Raw genomic sequence first — 17,218 nt, 5'->3', positions numbered from 1 at the left:
AAGCTTACCTGCCCGATTGCACGTTCCGCGCCAAGCACAGCGGACGCCATGTGACGCCGGCGCCAGCGAAGTAATCGTCGGCTCCCTCGTTCAACCCGACCCCGTAGCGTATGTCGAGCTGCAGGTTGTCACTCAGTAGGTACGTGAATCCCGCATCGAAGTAGTTCTGGCACGGGTCAAAATCGGCGCCATCGGGTGCGATGACGTACCACTCCGTGTAGGCGCCAAGCTCCTCGGAGAGGTCGTAGCCAACCGACCAAGACTGCGAGTACTCGAAGTAAGGTCTGGAAGTTTGGGAATCGAGAGCGCGATTGCCCTGAGCCATCCCTCCGAGGGAGATCCAATCGTTCAAATCCCAGCCGTACAGCCAAGCGACGCCCGGCAGCATCTCATCGCCCGAAACGTTGGTTGGACCGGTTGGCACGCTCATTTGGACGACCAATCCGGTCTCTGGCAGAAAATCTTCTTGCCCGGCGAGTGCGAGCTTCACGCCCAAATACAACGGCTCCGAACCAGAATCGTCGCTCTTGCCGGCGCCAAACTCGGTGTTGGCCGCAGCTGAGTAGTTCCAGCCCAGGCGCGCCTCGAACCATTCCGCCAGTACGCCCATCCGCACCAGCGTTTCGGGGAACGAGTGCGAAGTCGTGCTCCCGACGCCATTGGCGTTGTAACTATAGGTGTATCCTTCCTCGATCTGCGTCAGGCCGAGTCCAACGGTGGCCGCACTGTTGGTGAAGTCGGGGCGATCGGTCACCAGCGGTTCGGCCAGCTTTTCAGCGGCGCTTTTCGACTCTCCGCCGTCGCCCCGCCCCCAGAGAAAAATCACGTTGTCGCCGCGGCTCCGAGAATGGGTCCCTAGCGCCACTGCCAGAGAGACCGCGACGGCGCATAGCCGTCGTCCGTTCCGCCCATGCCGGCGGACAACGCGAAGCGTCGGCAACGTGATGAACTGCCGCATCAGCGACCAAACACCCCGATGCCGCCAGGGACTGGCGAGTTGCGCACGTCGCTAGTTCGCCGCGTCGGGCTGCCCCCGGTTTCCAAGCTGTCGGAGAGCAGCATCCCTTCGATCTCCGCCTCGGCGATGCGCAGCGAGCGAAGGGCGTCCAGGTAATTGAGTTGCGTTTGGGAATACGTACGTTGCGCCGTAAGCAGCGCGATGAAGTTTGCCTCGCCGGCGCTGTACATCTTTCTGGTGAGCGACAGCGATTCCACCGCCGAGGGGAGAATCATTTCGCGATAGCGCTCTTCCTGCGCCCGAGCATTGGAGTATTGTTCGTACGTCGCGGCCAGACGCTTCTGCAGCGACAGCTCCAACTCGTTGAGGGCCTGCCGCGCCGCCATCACCTCATGGTTGGCCTGGGCGATCGCTCCCTGGTTGCGATTGAAAACGGGAATCGGCACCGAAACAGCCACGCCGCCGTCGGGTTTGCCGCCGATGCCGTTGTCGCGCCAGTTCACCAAACCTTCGACGCTGACGTTGGCGACGGGTTCGACTCTGGCCCGCTGCAACGCCACGTTTGCGCGCTCGATCTCGATCATCGCCGCCGCGATTTCCGGGCTGGAGCTCAGAATGCGCGACAAGGCGCCCTGATAGTCGATGAAAGGCGCCTGTGCGGTCGGATCTCCTGCCAACTCTTGCGGCGCCAGCGTCGGATCGCCCACCACGGCCGCCAACTCCTGCCACGCCGCGAGATAGCGATTGCGCGAGTTTTGGTTAATCAGCCGGGCGTTTTCGACTTCCAGTTGCGCCTGCAAAACATCGGCGCGACCTACCTCTTCGGCGCTGAAAAGTTCGTTGACGGCGCGGGAGCCTTCTTCGCCAATTTGCACGAGGTTGCCCGCCAGCTCCACTTGGCGCTGGGCGAGCAAGGCTTGGAAGTACCCGATCCTCACGTCAGTGAGGACGCGCAGCTCCTGCGCGATCAACTCCTGCTCGGCACGCATGCGGTCGCGGTCCGCCACCGCGCGGCTGAGTCGTAACTTCCCGCCGCGGATAATCTCCTGGCTGAACACCACGCCGTGTTGCTCGGCCAGTCCGCCGCTGCCGAGCTGCTGTCCCTGATACCCGACGTTCGGATTGGGCGGCAGCCCTGCCTGCCAGGCATTGCCTCGCGCGGCGCCCACCAGCGCCGCCAGACGCGCCAACGATGGGTTGCTGCCCAGCGAGAGTTGTTCCAGGTCGGCCAAGGTGAGTCGAGCGTCAGACTCGCCGTCAGGGCTGACTGGCGGCAGCGGCTCCATCACCGCAAAGGCGGCTGGCGATTGCAGGGTCAGCGGTTCAGCTGCCAGCTCCGGGCGGCGCCCGCCGCAGAGAGCGCACGCGCCGACGCTCGCTGCGACAAAACGAAGAATTCCCCACGCATGCATCACGCTGGCTCCGACCGTACTGACGCGCGTAGCGTTCCGAGAAGAAATCGACCGTTGAAGGCGGGCCGGTGACTACAGACCGTTCAGCCGGTGCAGCTTGGGCAGTTTCGCCGGATCGCTGCAAGCAGTAGCAAGGCTAGCGGCGACGATGGCGGTGTTAATTCGACGCTCCGCTCACCGACGACGCGGCTGTTTTGCCCCGTTGAGCGCCGCGGCGGCCCTGATCAGGGCCTTAAACGAGGTCGCCCTGATCTTGTCGCCCTCATGGAAGTCGATGGCCCGACGCGCGTTGCCGTCGAGACTCGCATTAAACAGGCCCGCCGGGTCAGGCAGCGACGCCCCTTGGGCGAAGGTGACCTTCACCTTGTCCTTGTAGATCTCCCCCGTGCACAGCATGCCGTCGTGCGACCAGACCGGCACTCCAGCGGGATTCGATGGCTTGCGCCACTTCACCTCCTCGACCGCCGCGGGAACCGCTTGCTGAATCAATTCGCGAATTCGCGCCAGAAGGTCGACGCGCCAATCACTCAGTTTCACTTGAGAGGCGGCCGTCCCGGGTTGATTGGAACCGCTGTTCACCTTTTTTCTCATGGCGTCATGGGCTCCGACGAGTTTCAGCGATCTCGGGTATTCGCGATTTCGGTCACCGCAACACCTGGTCATCGCTTTTCAGTCACGGACGAATTCTCCGCGCGACGACGATGCAGTCTCCGAGGTCTTCAATCGTTCGTCAAGATTGCGAAACCAGCGAGGCGGCTCTAGCCGGAGGCATGGGAGCAGTACTCGGCGCCGCGACCGCCAAATCCAGTCTTGGTGCAGCGGCAAGGCGCAGTACAATCGGATCCTTCACCACGCCGCAGGACTAGCGTCGGAGCCATCCCCATGCGAGTTACCGTCTTCGGCACGAAGCCGTACGATCGCACGTTTCTCGACGCCGCCAACGTCGCCGGCCGCCACAAGCTTCTCTACTTCGATGAGCGCTTCAACGAGCGCACCGCCGTGCTGCAAGGCGACGCTCCAGCCGCCTGCCTCTTCGTGAACGATACGTGCGACGACGACGCGCTCACCGCCCTCGCCCAGCAAGGATGCCGGCTGGTGGCCCTCAGGTGCGCCGGCTTCAACAACGTCGACCTGCGGGCCGCCCAGCGGCTGGGGCTCAAGGTGGTTCATGTCCCGGCGTACTCGCCCTTCGCGGTCGCCGAACACGCCCTGGGACTCATTCTGTGCCTCAACCGCAAAATCCACCGCGCTTACAATCGGCTCCGCGAGGGAAACTTCGCCCTCCACGGCTTGCTGGGGTTCGACATGCACGGCCGGACCGTGGGCATCGTCGGCACTGGCAAGATCGGCATGATCTTGGCGCGAACGCTCGCGGCGATGGGTTGCCGGGTCCTCGCGTACGATCCCTATCCCAATCCCCAACTTATGCAGTTTGGCGGGGCGTACGTTGAGTTGCCGGAGATCTGGAAATCCGCCGACGTGATCAGCCTCCATTGTCCGCTCACCCCCCAGTCGCATCACCTCGTCAACGCCGCGTCCATCGCCCGCATGAAGCGCGGCGTGATGCTCGTCAACACCAGTCGCGGCGGCCTCGTCGACACCGAGGCGGTCATCCAGGCGCTCAAGAGCGGACAAATCGGCCACCTGGCGCTCGACGTCTACGAGCAAGAAGCCGATCTCTTCTTCGAAAACCTCTCGGATACGATCATCCAGGACGACCAATTCCAGCTGCTGCTCACCTTTCCCAACGTGCTGATCACCGGGCATCAGGCTTACTTCACCGCCCAGGCGCTGACGAACATCGCCGAAACGACCATGGCGAACCTCACGGCCTTTGAGCAGGGGGGCCCCCTGCCGAACGAAGTCACCGCCGACCGGCTCAAATAGCCATCGGACCGGGGCTGTCCAGAGTCGCCGGCCGCCCGTGCGCGACGCCCGTCTTCCCCCTTCGGCGCTTTCGCCGCGCCCTTTCCCTGCCAGCAAATCGTCAGGCGCCGACTGGCGACTGACTCCGGGCCGATTCCCCCGGCGAACGTCACTCTTGGCCCGCCCGCCGTCGGCCGCCAAGGTTGCCGCTCCCCTGGCGAATTCCTTCGGTTATCATGACAGATTATCTGTTCAATCGCCTGTACATTGTTACCCTATTGGGTCCCCCCGCCACTTTTCGTCGCTTGACGCGCCGCCGCCATGTCGCCCACCTCGACTTCCGCCCCCCCTGCCCGCCCCGGCGTCAAAGCCAGCTCCGTCCGCGACGAGCTCGGCTCGCTCCGCATCGACCGTAGCAAGGCCCGCAAATCCTCGCCGCTGGCGCTGCTGGCATGGCTGCTGTTAGGGATCGTCATCATCGGCGCGATCGCCGCCGCCGGTTTTGTCGCGCTCAAGGACCGGCTCTTTCCGCCGACCACCGTGACCGTCGAATCGGTCCGCGTGATGACGCTTGGCCAGGCCCAGACCGAACTCACCTGCACCGGCTACCTGGAATCTCGCTGGCAGGCCGCCGTCGGCGCGAAGGTCCCGGGCCGCATCTCCGAGATCCCGGTCGAAGAGGGAACCCAAGTCAAAGCGGGCGACGTCCTCGCTGAACTGGAACACGCGGATCTCGACGCCATGCTCGCCTCGCGGAAAGTCGCCGTCGCGCTCGCCGAAGCGCAACTCGCCGAAGCCAAGTTCAACGCCGAGCAGGTCGAGCGCGACTACGCCCGCGAGCAAGATGTCTTCAAACGCAACGCCGGCACGAAATCGGCCCTCGAAAAGTCGCGAACCGCCCGCGACGCCAGCAAGTCCATCCTGCAGGCCCGCGAGGCCTCGGTCGCCGCCGCCAAGAACGCCGTTCGCGAAGCCGAGGAGTCGATCCGCAACATGTTCATTTACGCCCCCTTCGACGGCACGGTCGTTACCAAGGACGCCGAAAAGGGCGAGTCGATCATGCCCGGCGGCATGGGCGCGAGCTCCGGCCGCGGCTCCGTCATCACGCTCGCGAAGCTCGACGAACTCGAAGTCGACACCGACGTCAAAGAAGACTACCTAGCTCAAATCCACAAGGGCCAGCCGACCGAGGTCGTCGTCGACGCCGTCCCCGACCGCCGCTATCGCGGCGAACTTCGCGAAATCATCCCAATGGGCGACCGTACCCGCGGCATCGTCAAGGTGAAGGTCGCCATCCTCAACCCCGACGAGCGCCTGTTCCCCGAGCTGAGCGCCACCGTCAACTTCCTCCCCGATCAGAAAGAGGGGGAAGCGAGCCTCTCTGAACGCAAAGCCGTCTTCGCCCCTTTGGCGGCGATCCAGGGCGAGGGCAGCGAAAAATTTGCGTGGGTCGTTAACGACAACCGCGTCCGGAAGGTCGCCGTCACCACCACGGGCGAACCCGAGGACAACCTGATCGAAATCGCCTCTCCCTTCACTGGCGGCGAATCGCTCGTCACCTCGCCCCCCCCCGGGCTGAAGGATGGCGAGCAAATCCAAGTGGCGGAGTAGAGCAGAAGAATTGAACCGCCGGGGACGCCAAGGTTCGCCAAGGAAAAGAGAATGACGCGGAGGAATCCCCGTCTCGCGGCATGTACTCGCCACGGTTTTCAACTCGTTAGAAGTCACATCATTCGCCAACGGTCGCGCGTTCGCCAGGGTCCCCCTTGGCGTTCTTGGCGTCCTTGGCGGTTCGATCCCCAGAATTTACAGGGATGAAGAATCTGTCATGTCCGACCTACAAGACGCCGTCGTCCAGCTCCTCGACGTCACCAAGGGCTTTCGCCGCGACAAGATCGAGATTCCGGTCCTCACCAACACAACGCTCCACATCCCGCGCGGCGATTTCGTTGCCGTGATGGGCCCCTCCGGCTCGGGCAAATCGACGCTGCTCAATCTCTGCGCCGGCCTCGATCGCCCCACCACGGGCGAAGTGATCGTCAACGGCCAAGACCTCGGCCAGCTCTCCGAAGCCGGCCTCTCCAAGTGGCGCAGCGAAAACCTCGGCTTCGTCTTTCAGAATTACAATCTCATGCCCGTCCTGACGGCGCTAGAAAACGTCGAACTGCCGCTGCTGCTCACTCCACTGTCGCGCAGCGAACGCCGCAAGCACGCCGCCGCCGCCCTCCGCATCGTCGGCTTGGAAGATCGCGCCGACCACTACCCCCGCCAACTCTCCGGCGGCCAGGAGCAGCGCGTCTCGATCGCCCGCGCACTCGCGAACGATCCGGTCCTGCTGCTTGCCGACGAACCGACCGGCAATCTCGACGCCCACAGCGCCGAGGAAGTCCTGGAGCTCATGCAGTCGCTCAACGACCAGTTTGGCACGACAGTCATCATGGTCACGCACGACCCCAAAGCCGCCCGCAGCGCCAAACGGTTGCTCCACCTCGAAAAGGGGACCTTCGTCCAAGCCGATCTCGATGCACTGGAGGCCGCGCGATGAAATACCTCCCGCTCATTTTTCGGAACGTGTTCCGCAACAAAGTCCGCTCGCTCTTCACCGGAATCTCAATCGCGATCAGTTTGTTCCCGCTGATGCTGCTTTATTCGTTCCTCGATTTGCAGGACGACATGGCCGCCAGTTCGGCCCAGTACAACCGCGTGGCCGTGCTTCACGAAGGGGGCCTCGCTGGGCAGCTTCCCATTGCCTACCTCGATCGCGTCCGCCGCCAACCCGGCGTCCTCTCAGCCATTCCCCTCTCCTGGTTCGGCGGCAATTATCGAGAAGAGAAAACTCAGTTCGCCCAATTTGCGACCGACCCGAAAGTCTTCTTCGACCTCTACCCAGAATACGTCTGCCCTCCCGATCAGATTGCTGCCTGGCAGAACGACAAGACGGGCTGTCTGGTCGGCGCCACGATCGCCGAAAACAAAGGCTGGAAGATCGGCGACAAAATCCCCCTGCAGGGAAACATCTACCCCGTTGACCTCGAGCTCACGGTCCGAGGCATCTACGACGGGCCCGAGACGGCCGACCTCTCGTGGCTCGTGTTCCATTTCGACTATTTCGACGAATCGCTCAAAGAGGCTCGCGCCCCCAACGCCGGGAACGCCGGCATCATCATGTTGCGCACCGAGTCTGCCGCGAAGATGTCGCCGGTCATGCAATCGATCGAGAGCGCCTTCGCCAGTTCCGACGCCCCCGTCAAACCAATGACCGAGAAAGAGTTCGGCGCCTCGTTTCTTGAAATGCTCGGCAACGTCCGCGGCTTCATCCGCATGACCGCCACGGCGATCGTCATTGCGCTGATCTGCGTCGCCGCCAATACGATGGCCATGGCCGTCCGCGAGCGAACGCGCGAGATTGCTCTCTTCAAGGCAATTGGCTTCAATCAAAACACGATCCTCGGCATGTTTCTCGCCGAGTCGATCGCCATTGGGCTGCTCGGAGGCCTCATCGGGGGCGTCGGCGCCAAGCTCTTGTTCGCCTCGATCGACCTCAGCTCAGTCGATCCGGGACTCGGCATGTTCTACGTTCCCTGGCGAACCGCCCTCTGGGGAGTCGCCCTCGCCGCGGCCATTGGCCTCTTCAGCGGTTTGGTTCCCGCCTGGCGAGCAGCTCACGTCAGCGTCATCGAAGGTTTGAGGAAAGTCGTGTAAACGTCCGAACGGTTCTCCCCATTCCGCATTCCCCATTCAGCATTTCCTCCCGATGGTCCCCCTCAAATACAACGTTCGCAGCCTCCGCGCTCGCAAAGTCGGCTCGCTGATGACGATCTTCGGCATCGGCATGGTCGTTTGGGCCAGCATCTTTGCGTTCGGTCTGTCTTCCGGGCTCGACCGAACGCTCGAAATCGCCGCCGAACCGCTCGACGTCATCGTCCTGCGCAAAGGTTCGACCTCCGAAGCAGTGAGCGCCGTCACCGAGTCGGCCGCGAGAGAGATCAAGTCGCTTCCCGGCATTGCCACCAATTCCGACGGCGCTCCGCTGGCCGCTTCCGAACTTGTCGTGTTCGCCTACCTGCCGCGTCGCGGTTCCGAGATCAAAGTGAACGTCTCCGTCCGCGGCGTCGACGCCGTCTCGCGGACGCTGCGCAAGGAGATGACGATCGTCGAAGGCCGGGAGTTCACGCCCGGCGTTCGCGAAGCGATCGTCAGCCGCGCCATGGCCAATCGCTTCCAGAACCTCGGCCTCGGCGACAAATTCAAGGTCGACGGAGCCGAGTTTGAGGTTGTCGGCATTTTCGAGGCCGGCGGCGGAGCCGTCGAATCTGAGATCTGGACCGACGAGCGAGTCCTTGCCCAGATCGCCAAGCGAACAGGCGCGATGTCGAGCCTCCAATTCCGCGCCGCCAGCGTCGCCGATCAAGAGCGGCTCATCAACCACATCAAAAATGACGAGCAGATTGATCTCGGGGCCCTCACCGAAAAACAATACTACGCTGAGCAGGCTGCCCAAAGCGGCCTGATCAAATTCGTCGGCTACACGATCGCGCTCGTGCTGACGATCGGCGCCATGTTCGCGGTCGCCAACACGATGTACGGCGCCATCGCCTCCCGCGCCCGCGAAATCGGCACGCTGCGCGCCCTCGGCTTCGGCCGCTTGAGCATTCTCGTGGCATTCATGCTCGAGTCGCTGCTGCTCTGCCTCGCCGGCGCGGCGCTTGGCTGCCTAGCCGCGTTGGCCGTCAATTTCTTCTTGGGCGGGATTCAAACCGGTACGATGAACCCCGGCACCTTCACCGAGGTCGCCTTCTCCTTCGACTTCGGCCCCAAGATCCTCCTCCAGGGCGTCATCCTCGCCGTCGTCATGGGCCTCATCGGCGGCTTCCTCCCCGCCCTCCGCGCCGTTCGCATGAAAGTCGTCGACGCCCTCCGCGAAGTCTAGGGAGCCGCGGGTCAACGACCCGCCGGAGCGAGGGAGAAAAGGCTGAGTGATGAATGCCGAATGCTGAAGGGGAATTGTTCCCGCTCAGCATTCAGCATTCCTCCTTCAGCATTCCCCATTTTCCCCTACAATGCCTCGCGACCAGCGATCTCTCCTTCCCGCCCGCAAGACGTGAGGCCTTTCCGTGAATCTCCACGCCGTCGACTGGATCGTCATCGCTCTCTACTTCGTCGTGACGCTGGCCATCGGCCTGTATTACTCCCGCCGCGCCCGCGGCGACGTCAACGAGTTCTTTCTCTCGGGCCGCAACGCCCCCTGGTGGCTCGCCGGCACCTCGATGGTCGCCACCACCTTTGCCGCCGACACCCCGTTGGCCGTCACCGAACTCGTCGCCAAAAACGGCATTGCCGGCAACTGGCTCTGGTGGAGTCTGGTGATGAGCGGCACGATGACTGTCTTTTTCTTCGCACGCCTTTGGCGTCGCGCCGACGTCATGACCGACGTCGAGTTCGCCGAGCTCCGATACTCGGGTAAACCGGCCGCGTTTCTCCGCGGCTTCCGCGCCCTCTACCTCGGCATCCCCATCAACTGCATCATCCTCGCCTGGGTCAACCTGGCGATGATCACGATCCTCAAGGAGACGATCGGCGTCACGCAGTTGCAAGCCGAAATCATCCTCGTCGGTCTGCTCTTATTTACGGCCTTCTACACGACGCTGGCCGGCCTGTGGGGCGTGCTCGTCACCGACCTGTTCCAGTTCGTTCTCATGATGGCGATGATCATCGTGCTAGCCATTTTCGCGGTCCACAGCGTGGGCGGCGTCGACGAACTGGTTCGCAAGGTCGCCGAGCGCGACGCTGCCAGTGGCGTCCTCGGCTCGCGACTCGACTTTTTGCCGGGACTCAATTCCGCCTGGATGCCGTTGATCGCCCTCTGCACCTACCTGGCCGTCAACTGGTGGGCCAGCTGGTATCCCGGCTCCGAGCCGGGCGGCGGCGGCTACGTCGCTCAGCGCATTTTTTCCGCGAAAGACGAACGTCACGGCGTCCTCGCCACGCTCTGGTTCAACGTCGCCAATTTCGCGCTCCGCCCCTGGCCCTGGATCCTCACGGCCCTCGCGACGATCGTCCTCTATCCCGATCTCAAAGATCCGAAGATTGGCTACATCCGCATTTTCATGGACGAGCAGGTCTTCCCCTGGTATCTCCGCGGCTTCATCATCGCCGGTTTTGCCGCCGCCTACATGTCGACGATCGCCACCCAGCTCAACTGGGGCGCTTCGTACATTATCAACGACTTTTACCGTCGCTTCCTGGTCCGCACCGCCAGCGACCGCCATTACGTCCTTGCCTCGCAAGCCGCCACCATTCTGCTGGTCGCCGTTTCGATCGTCGCCACCCGCTACTTCGACTCCATTAGCGGGGCCTGGAAGCTCATGATGCTCACCGGCGCCGGCACCGGCACGGTCTACCTCCTTCGTTGGTATTGGTGGCGCATCAACGCCTGGTCCGAGGTCGTGGCCATGACCGTCGCCGCGGTTGTCTCCATTGGCCTGCAACTCCCTTGGGGCTCGTGGAGCGGCTGGAACAGCGACGATCCGACGCAATTCGCCTACCTTATGCTCACAACGGTCGCCGCGACGTCAGTCGCCTGGATCGCGGCCACAATCGTCACTCCCGCTGAACCCCTCGACAAGCTCACAGCGTTCTACCGCCGCGCGCGCCCCGCCGGCCCCGGTTGGCTTCCTGTCCGCAACCTTCTCGGCGCCGCTGCTCCAGAGCCGACCGAAACCCTCGGTTCCCAATTCGTCAACTGGCTCCTCGGCAGCGCCCTGGTCTACGCCTCCCTCTTCGGCATCGGCCACCTTGTCTTCAAAAACTGGCTCCCCGGCGCGGGCCTCCTCATCCTCGCCCTCATCTGCGGCGCCATCATCTCCCGCAACCTAAACTTCCAGAACACCGCGGAAGAATGAATGCAGAAGGATGGACGACAATCGCAGTCGGCCATCCGCTGAGCGCGCCATCACCAGCATCCAGCCCCCCCCATTCCCCATTCAGCATTCAGCATTCATCCTTCAGCATTCATCCTTCAGCATTCCCCCTCCCCTCATGCACCTCCAGCTCCTCTTCCCCAACGCCCCGCAAATCATCCCAAGCATCGCGGCCTTCACGCGCGAGACGTTCCGCCAGTACCCCTTCGACGACGCGACCGCCGACAAGCTCGCCCAGTGCGTCATCGCGGCCGCCACGAACGCCGTTCAGCACGCCTATCCCGCTGGCGAACAGGGAGAGATCAAGCTCAGCGTGAACGAGGACCACGGCAAGCTTGAATTCCTCGTGCGCGACGATGGTCTCCCGCAAGACGTCGCAGCCCTGGAGCGCGGCCTGCACGATCCGCAGATGCCCGCCGGCTCGCACGCCCTCGATTGGCCCGGCCTCGACGCCGTCGACGAGATCCACTGGATCGGTTACGGCCGCGAAGGCAAGGCGATCCAGATCATCAAGTGGCTCCACGATAGTCGCATTGCCGATAGTGCTTCCTCTGTGGGAGGGGCTTCCTCTGCGGGAGGGGCTCCCGCCTCATCTGTGCGAGGGGTCTCCGACGCCGATTCCGCGGCGCCCGCCAGTGCAAACGTCGCCCCCAACCTCACGCCATTTGAAGAAGAGGCCCCACTCGCCCCGCCGCAGGAATACGAGATTCGCCGCATGCGCGCGGGCGAAGCAGTCCAAGTCTCCCAGCTGATGTACCGCGCCTACGGCAACACCTACCTCAATGAAGACGTCTACTATCCCGAGCGCGTCGCCGCGCAAGACGCCGCCGGCACGGTGATCTCGTTCGTCGCCGTTGGCGCGGGTGGCCAGGTCGCCGGCCACTACGCCTGGGAACGGAGCGTCGCGGGTCCGGTCGTCGAGGGAGGCCAGGCCGTCGTCGACCCTTCTCACCGTGGCCGCGGACTGCTCGACCGCATGAAGGAAGCAGCCCTCGCAGAAGCGGCGCGGCTGGAGCTCCTCGGGTGGTACGCCGACGCCGTCGCCGTCCACACCCGCACGCAACAGTCGAACATCTCGCATGGCGGCCGTCTCACCTGCGTCGATCTGGCGATCGGGCCGCGCACGCAAGAGTTTCGCAACATCTCGACCCATTTGCCGCAGCGGATTACCTGCCTCTTCTTCTTCCACTGGCTCACCGTCCCCGTGCGCCGCACGATCTTCGTTCCCGATCGGCATCGCGCGATCGTCGCAGAGATTTACGCCAAGCTCGACGCGCCGCTGGAATTCGGGTTCGCCGCCCCCGCCGGCGGCCATGGTGCCATACGGATTTCGATCGCCGCCAATCTCGCCACCATCCGCGCCGAACAGCTCGGCGGCGACACGGCCCACCAGATCCGCCACGCCAAACGCGAGATTGTCGAACGCTCGCACGCCGAAGTTGTCTATGCCGAGTTGCCTTTGAGCGATCCGGCGACGCCGTCGGTCGCCGATGAACTCGAAGCGGAAGGCTTCGGTTTCCTCGGCGTCGCCCCCTGCTGCGCCCCCCGCGGCGACGACCTGCTGCGGCTGGCGTACCTCGTCGACCCGCTCGAGCGCGAGCCGATCAAAACAGCCGACGAATTTTGCGGTCGCTTGGTCGACTACGCCCTTGCCGAGCAACGACGCGTCCAGGCGTCGCTCTAGCCGCATCTTGGCGCTAATTATTCTTCCGCCCGGCCGAGCTGATTTCTCGGGAAAAAGCACTTGTCAAGATGGCCAAAAGTGCCACCTCCCCGAACTGCCCCGGCCATGCGACAATCACCCCATCGCCGTCGGCTCGACGCTGGCGATGAGACCGTCGATCAGCTCCTCATTAGCGACCAGTAGCGCGGAACAGCGTTCCTATCGTTTTCCATCTCGCGAGATCGCCAGTTCGCGCCCAACTTAGCCAATGATGATCACACGGCTCCGCCGGCCGACGCTCGATGCGCGTCAGCCATTCGAATTTTGACTCCGCTCCAGCGAGTTTTGTCCAATCCGCAATGACAGAACTGCCGCCGACGGATCCGCCATAGTTGCCGCAGAAATCGTCGTCGCCGTCGAGCGACCGGCGAGTTTTGTCCGCTCCAATCAACTTTAGCATTTTGACACAATCGATCGTCGCCACATGAAACAGATCCGCAGACTGCTGGCCGCCAATCGTAGCGAAATCGCAATCCGCGTTTTCCGCAGCGCTCATGAACTTGGCATCCGCACCGTGGCGATGTACTCCCACGAAGACCGCTACGCGCTCCATCGCTTCAAGGCCGACGAGGCATACCCGGTCGGCAAGGAGGGGCAGCCGCTGCAATCCTACCTCAACATCGAGGGCGTCATCGCGCTGGCCAAGCAGCATGAGATTGACGCGATCCATCCCGGCTACGGATTTCTGTCCGAGAACCCCAAGTTTGCCCAGGCCTGCGCAGAGGCGGGGATCATCTTCGTTGGCCCGCGGGTCGAACTGCTGGAAGGCCTAGGCGACAAGGTGAAGGCCCGCGAGCTGGCCATCCGCATCGGCGTCCCCGTCCTGGGGGGCAGCGACCACCCGATCGTCGACGCCGCCGAGGGGCTGCAGACGGCCGAGAGGCTCGGCTTCCCAATCATTCTCAAGGCGGCCCACGGCGGCGGCGGACGCGGCATGCGCGTCGTCAACGATCCAAAAGACTTCGCCGATTCCTACGAGTCGGCCCGACGCGAATCGCTCACCGCCTTCGGCAGTCCCGACATCTTCGTCGAGAAATTCATCCAGCGGGCTCGGCATATCGAGGTCCAACTCCTCGGCGACAAGCACGGCAATTTGGTGCATCTCTTCGAGCGCGATTGCTCGGTACAACGGCGGCATCAGAAAGTCGTCGAAATCGCTCCGGCCCCGAACCTTCCCAGCGAAGTCCGCGACCGGCTCTGCGAAGCCGCGGTCAAGATCGGCGCCGCGGTCAAGTACGACAACGCGGGCACCGTCGAGTTCCTCGTCGACGCCGACACGAACCAGTTTTACTTCATCGAAGTCAATCCGCGGATCCAGGTCGAGCACACCGTTACCGAGGAGGTGACCGGCATCGACGTCGTCCGCTCGCAGATATTGATTGCGCAGGGCGAGCCCCTCAGCAGCCCGGCCATTGGCATCCCGTCGCAGGCCGCGATCGAAACGACCGGCTTCGCCATCCAGTCGCGGGTCACCACCGAAGACCCCTCCAACCGCTTTATGCCCGACTACGGCCGCGTGACTCACTACCGGTCGGCGGGCGGCATGGGCGTGCGGCTCGACGCCGGCACGGCGTTCTCGGGCGCCGTCGTCTTCCCGTACTACGACTCGCTGTTGGTGAAAGTGAGCGCCTGGGGCAGGACGTTCGCCGACGCGACGCAGCGGATGGAACGCTGCCTCCAGGAATTCCGCATCCGCGGCGTCAAGACGAACATTCCCTTCCTCACGCGGCTGATCGAGCACCCCACGTTCGTCGCCGGCAATTGCACGACGCGATTCATCGACGAGACGCCCGCGCTCTTCGACTTCGTCCCCCGCCGCGACCGGGCGACGAAGCTTCTCACCTACATCGGCGACGTGATCGTCAACGGCAATCCGATCGTCAAGGGCCAACCACGCGCCCAGCGGCGCGAACCCGCCGTCCTGCCGGAAGTCGATACGCGGGGTCCGCTCCCGCAAGGAACTCGCGACCGGCTCAAAGAGCTGGGAGTGCAGGGCTTCACCAAGTGGATCAAGGAACAGAAGCCGCTCCTCTGGACCGACACGACGATGCGCGACGCGCATCAATCGCTGCTCGCCACGCGCTTCCGCACCTACGACCTGGCGATGATTGCCGACGCCTACGCCCGGAACGCGGCGGACCTTTTCTCGATCGAGATGTGGGGCGGAGCGACGTTCGACACGTCGATGCGGTTCCTGAAGGAATCCCCCTGGCTGCGACTGGAAATCCTGCGGGAGAAGATTCCAAACATCCTCTTCCAGATGCTGCTGCGGGCCTCCAGCGCCATGGGATACGCGAACTATCCAGACAATGTCGTGGTCGAGTGCGTCCGCGAGTCAGCGGCGGCAGGGATCGACGTCTTCCGCATTTTCGACGCCCTGAACTGGACTCCCAACATGCGAGTCGCGATGGAGGCGGTGCAACCCACCGGAGCCATCTGCGAGGCGGCGATCTGTTACACCGGCGACATCCTCAATCCCAAGCGGACCAAGTACAGCCTGAAGTACTACGTTGACTTGGCGAAAGAACTGGAGCGCATGGGGGCCCATATCCTGGCGATCAAGGATATGGCGGGACTGCTCAAACCGCACGCGGCGGCGGTGCTCGTGAAGGCGCTCAAGGAAGAGGTCGACATTCCGATCCACTTCCATACGCACGATACCGGCGGCGTTCAGGCGGCGGCAATACTCAACGCGGCCGAGGCGGGGCTCGACATTGCCGACGGGGCCCTCGCGTCGATGTCGGGCGGCACGTCGCAGCCAAATCTCAACACGATGGTCGAAGGGTTGCGGTTCACGCCGCGGGCGTCGAATCTCGATGCGGCCGCGCTTGATGCGATTTCCGAATACTGGCGGGAGGCCCGCGAGTTCTACGCCCCATTCGAAAGCCCCGTTCTCGCGGCGGGGGCCGACCTCTACCAGCACGAGATGCCGGGCGGGCAGTACACGAATCTGTTCCAGCAGGCCCAGGCGCTCGGATTGGCGTCACGGTGGCTTGAGGTGTGCCGCGTCTACGCCGACGTGAACCAACTGTTCGGCGACATCGTCAAAGTGACGCCGACGTCGAAGGCGGTTGGCGATATGGCGCTGTTCCTGGTGGCGAACGACCTGAGCTGTGCGGAGCTAATGGCGAGCGAACGCGAGCTGGCGTTCCCACGGTCGGTGCTCGACCTGCTCGGCGGCAAGATGGGCCAGACGACGTTCGGCTTCCCCAAAGAGGTGCAGAAGCGAATTCTGCGGAACGAGAAGCCGGTTGAAGGCCGACCCGGCGACACGCTGCCGCCCGCCGACTTCGCCGCGGCGGAAGAGAAGATCGCACCGCTGACCGAAGGCGAGCCGACGCCGCAAGACGTCGTCTCGCACTTCATGTACCCGCAAGTCTTCGAGCAGTTCGCTCAGCACCAGCAGCACTATGGGGACACCGGCGTGCTGCCGACTCCAGTCTTCCTCTATGGAATGGAATCGCAGGAGGAGATTGCAGTCGACATCGAACCGGGTAAGACGCTGATCATCAAGTTCCTCACTGTCGGCGAGCCCCACGCCGACGGCACCCGCGGCGTGTTCTTTGAGCTCAACGGCCAGCCTCGCGAGGTGACCGTTACCGATCGCTCGTTGGTGAACGAAGCGACCGTCGCCGCCAAGGCCGACCCGAACAACGCGAAGCAGATCGGAGCCAGCATGCCTGGCATGGTGGTGCTGGTGGCCGTTCAGGCAGGGGAAAAGGTGGCCAAGGGCCAAAAGCTGATGACCCTCGAGGCAATGAAGATGGAGACGACGATTGCCGCCGACGCCGATGGCGAAGTGGCGACGATCCACGTCGGCACCGGCAACCAAGTAGAAGCGGGCGACCTGCTGATCACCTTGGCGTGAAGTCACTCGCGGATTAGTCGTTTCCTGAATCGTCGTCTTCGGTATCGAGATGAAAACGATGCATCAAACGATGAAGAATCGGAGCGAGAATCAACCCACTGACCAGAATGAGCGCCAGGCCGCTGTACAGGGCGTACCAGCCCGCGAAGCACTTGCCGCCCCAAGTTTGCATCGGAACGAGCGGGCCCATTCCAGAGAGAATCATCGAGGCATTGGCGAACGCATCAATCCATGCCATCGACTCGAAATGGTGATACCCAGCCATCCCCGCCAGCAGCGAGGCTGCGATGAGCAGCAGGGCCACGAACAAATTGACGCCAAGACGTCGAGCAAACGCCCCACGCGTCAGCAGCGGCTCATTGCGCGACTCGTAGTTAAATGCCCGATGCGTCACGATGTCATGGAGTTCACGGAAGAAGGTCGAAATGCGGCTTTCAGGCGGACAAGTATACCTCATGCGGCAAGCGACTG

General features: G+C 63.3%; 12 protein-coding genes. 8 read left to right on the top strand and 4 right to left on the bottom strand.

The annotated features are described in order from the left end of the window. Nucleotides 1–4 precede the first annotated feature (4 nt). The 3 genes from I41_RS07235 to I41_RS07225 form a co-directional block, all read right to left on the bottom strand. Nucleotides 5–826, bottom strand: a complete 822-nt coding sequence (locus tag I41_RS07235; protein ID WP_168206752.1) for a transporter — start codon at nucleotides 824–826, stop codon at nucleotides 5–7. Nucleotides 827–957: 131 nt separating this feature from the next. After that, nucleotides 958–2,370: a TolC family protein gene (locus tag I41_RS07230; protein WP_145431912.1), complete on the bottom strand. Its 1,413-nt coding sequence runs from the start codon at nucleotides 2,368–2,370 to the stop codon at nucleotides 958–960. A 174-nt stretch (nucleotides 2,371–2,544) separates the two neighbouring features. Beyond that, complete coding sequence (locus I41_RS07225) at nucleotides 2,545–2,961, bottom strand: DUF1801 domain-containing protein (RefSeq protein ID WP_145431911.1); 417 nt, start codon at nucleotides 2,959–2,961, stop codon at nucleotides 2,545–2,547. Between the two features lie 291 nt (nucleotides 2,962–3,252). Here I41_RS07225 and I41_RS07220 point away from each other — a divergent pair, with 291 nt between their 5' ends. The 8 genes from I41_RS07220 to I41_RS07185 all read left to right on the top strand — a co-directional run bounded on the left by I41_RS07220 (nucleotide 3,253) and on the right by I41_RS07185 (nucleotide 16,747). Then, complete coding sequence (locus tag I41_RS07220; protein ID WP_145431910.1) at nucleotides 3,253–4,257, top strand: 2-hydroxyacid dehydrogenase; 1,005 nt, start codon at nucleotides 3,253–3,255, stop codon at nucleotides 4,255–4,257. 300 nt (nucleotides 4,258–4,557) lie between these two features. Further along, the gene (locus I41_RS07215) at nucleotides 4,558–5,847 is read left to right on the top strand and encodes an efflux RND transporter periplasmic adaptor subunit (RefSeq protein ID WP_145431909.1); all 1,290 of its coding nucleotides are present in this window, start codon (nucleotides 4,558–4,560) and stop codon (nucleotides 5,845–5,847) included. 217 nt (nucleotides 5,848–6,064) lie between these two features. After that, the gene (locus tag I41_RS07210; protein WP_145431908.1) at nucleotides 6,065–6,781 is read left to right on the top strand and encodes an ABC transporter ATP-binding protein; all 717 of its coding nucleotides are present in this window, start codon (nucleotides 6,065–6,067) and stop codon (nucleotides 6,779–6,781) included. Beyond that, nucleotides 6,778–7,938, top strand: a complete 1,161-nt coding sequence (locus I41_RS07205) for an ABC transporter permease (RefSeq protein WP_145431907.1) — start codon at nucleotides 6,778–6,780, stop codon at nucleotides 7,936–7,938. Before I41_RS07210 ends, I41_RS07205 begins: the two co-directional genes overlap by 4 nt. Nucleotides 7,939–7,990: 52 nt before the next feature. Further along, the gene (locus I41_RS07200; RefSeq protein WP_145431906.1) at nucleotides 7,991–9,166 is read left to right on the top strand and encodes an ABC transporter permease; all 1,176 of its coding nucleotides are present in this window, start codon (nucleotides 7,991–7,993) and stop codon (nucleotides 9,164–9,166) included. A gap of 184 nt (nucleotides 9,167–9,350) precedes the next feature. Next, nucleotides 9,351–11,138, top strand: coding sequence for a sodium:solute symporter family protein (locus I41_RS07195; protein WP_145431905.1), 1,788 nt, complete (start codon nucleotides 9,351–9,353; stop codon nucleotides 11,136–11,138). A 136-nt stretch (nucleotides 11,139–11,274) separates the two neighbouring features. Continuing rightward, nucleotides 11,275–12,840, top strand: a complete 1,566-nt coding sequence (locus tag I41_RS07190) for an ATP-binding protein (protein ID WP_168206751.1) — start codon at nucleotides 11,275–11,277, stop codon at nucleotides 12,838–12,840. A 463-nt stretch (nucleotides 12,841–13,303) separates the two neighbouring features. Then, complete coding sequence (locus I41_RS07185; RefSeq protein ID WP_145431903.1) at nucleotides 13,304–16,747, top strand: pyruvate carboxylase; 3,444 nt, start codon at nucleotides 13,304–13,306, stop codon at nucleotides 16,745–16,747. Nucleotides 16,748–16,760: 13 nt separating this feature from the next. Here I41_RS07185 and I41_RS07180 read toward each other — a convergent pair whose 3' ends face one another. After that, nucleotides 16,761–17,204, bottom strand: a complete 444-nt coding sequence (locus I41_RS07180; RefSeq protein ID WP_210421122.1) for a hypothetical protein — start codon at nucleotides 17,202–17,204, stop codon at nucleotides 16,761–16,763. Nucleotides 17,205–17,218: the final 14 nt, after the last annotated feature.

This window comes from Lacipirellula limnantheis, assembly GCF_007746075.1.
Lineage (GTDB): Bacteria > Planctomycetota > Planctomycetia > Pirellulales > Lacipirellulaceae > Lacipirellula > Lacipirellula limnantheis.
Note: the sequence above shows the minus strand (reverse complement) of the source record. Positions and strands in the feature narration are given on the sequence as shown.

Bases quoted from the DNA above. Each gene is read 5' to 3' on its own strand.
- I41_RS07200 (WP_145431906.1), top strand. From the start codon at position 7,991: ATGGTCCCCCTCAAATACAACGTTCGCAGCCTCCGCGCTCGCAAAGTC.
- I41_RS07185 (WP_145431903.1), top strand. From the start codon at position 13,304: ATGAAACAGATCCGCAGACTGCTGGCCGCCAATCGTAGCGAAATCGCA.
- I41_RS07190 (WP_168206751.1), top strand. From the start codon at position 11,275: ATGCACCTCCAGCTCCTCTTCCCCAACGCCCCGCAAATCATCCCAAGC.
- I41_RS07225 (WP_145431911.1), bottom strand. From the start codon at position 2,961: ATGAGAAAAAAGGTGAACAGCGGTTCCAATCAACCCGGGACGGCCGCC.
- I41_RS07180 (WP_210421122.1), bottom strand. From the start codon at position 17,204: ATGAGGTATACTTGTCCGCCTGAAAGCCGCATTTCGACCTTCTTCCGT.
- I41_RS07215 (WP_145431909.1), top strand. From the start codon at position 4,558: ATGTCGCCCACCTCGACTTCCGCCCCCCCTGCCCGCCCCGGCGTCAAA.
- I41_RS07205 (WP_145431907.1), top strand. From the start codon at position 6,778: ATGAAATACCTCCCGCTCATTTTTCGGAACGTGTTCCGCAACAAAGTC.
- I41_RS07230 (WP_145431912.1), bottom strand. From the start codon at position 2,370: ATGCATGCGTGGGGAATTCTTCGTTTTGTCGCAGCGAGCGTCGGCGCG.
- I41_RS07220 (WP_145431910.1), top strand. From the start codon at position 3,253: ATGCGAGTTACCGTCTTCGGCACGAAGCCGTACGATCGCACGTTTCTC.
- I41_RS07210 (WP_145431908.1), top strand. From the start codon at position 6,065: ATGTCCGACCTACAAGACGCCGTCGTCCAGCTCCTCGACGTCACCAAG.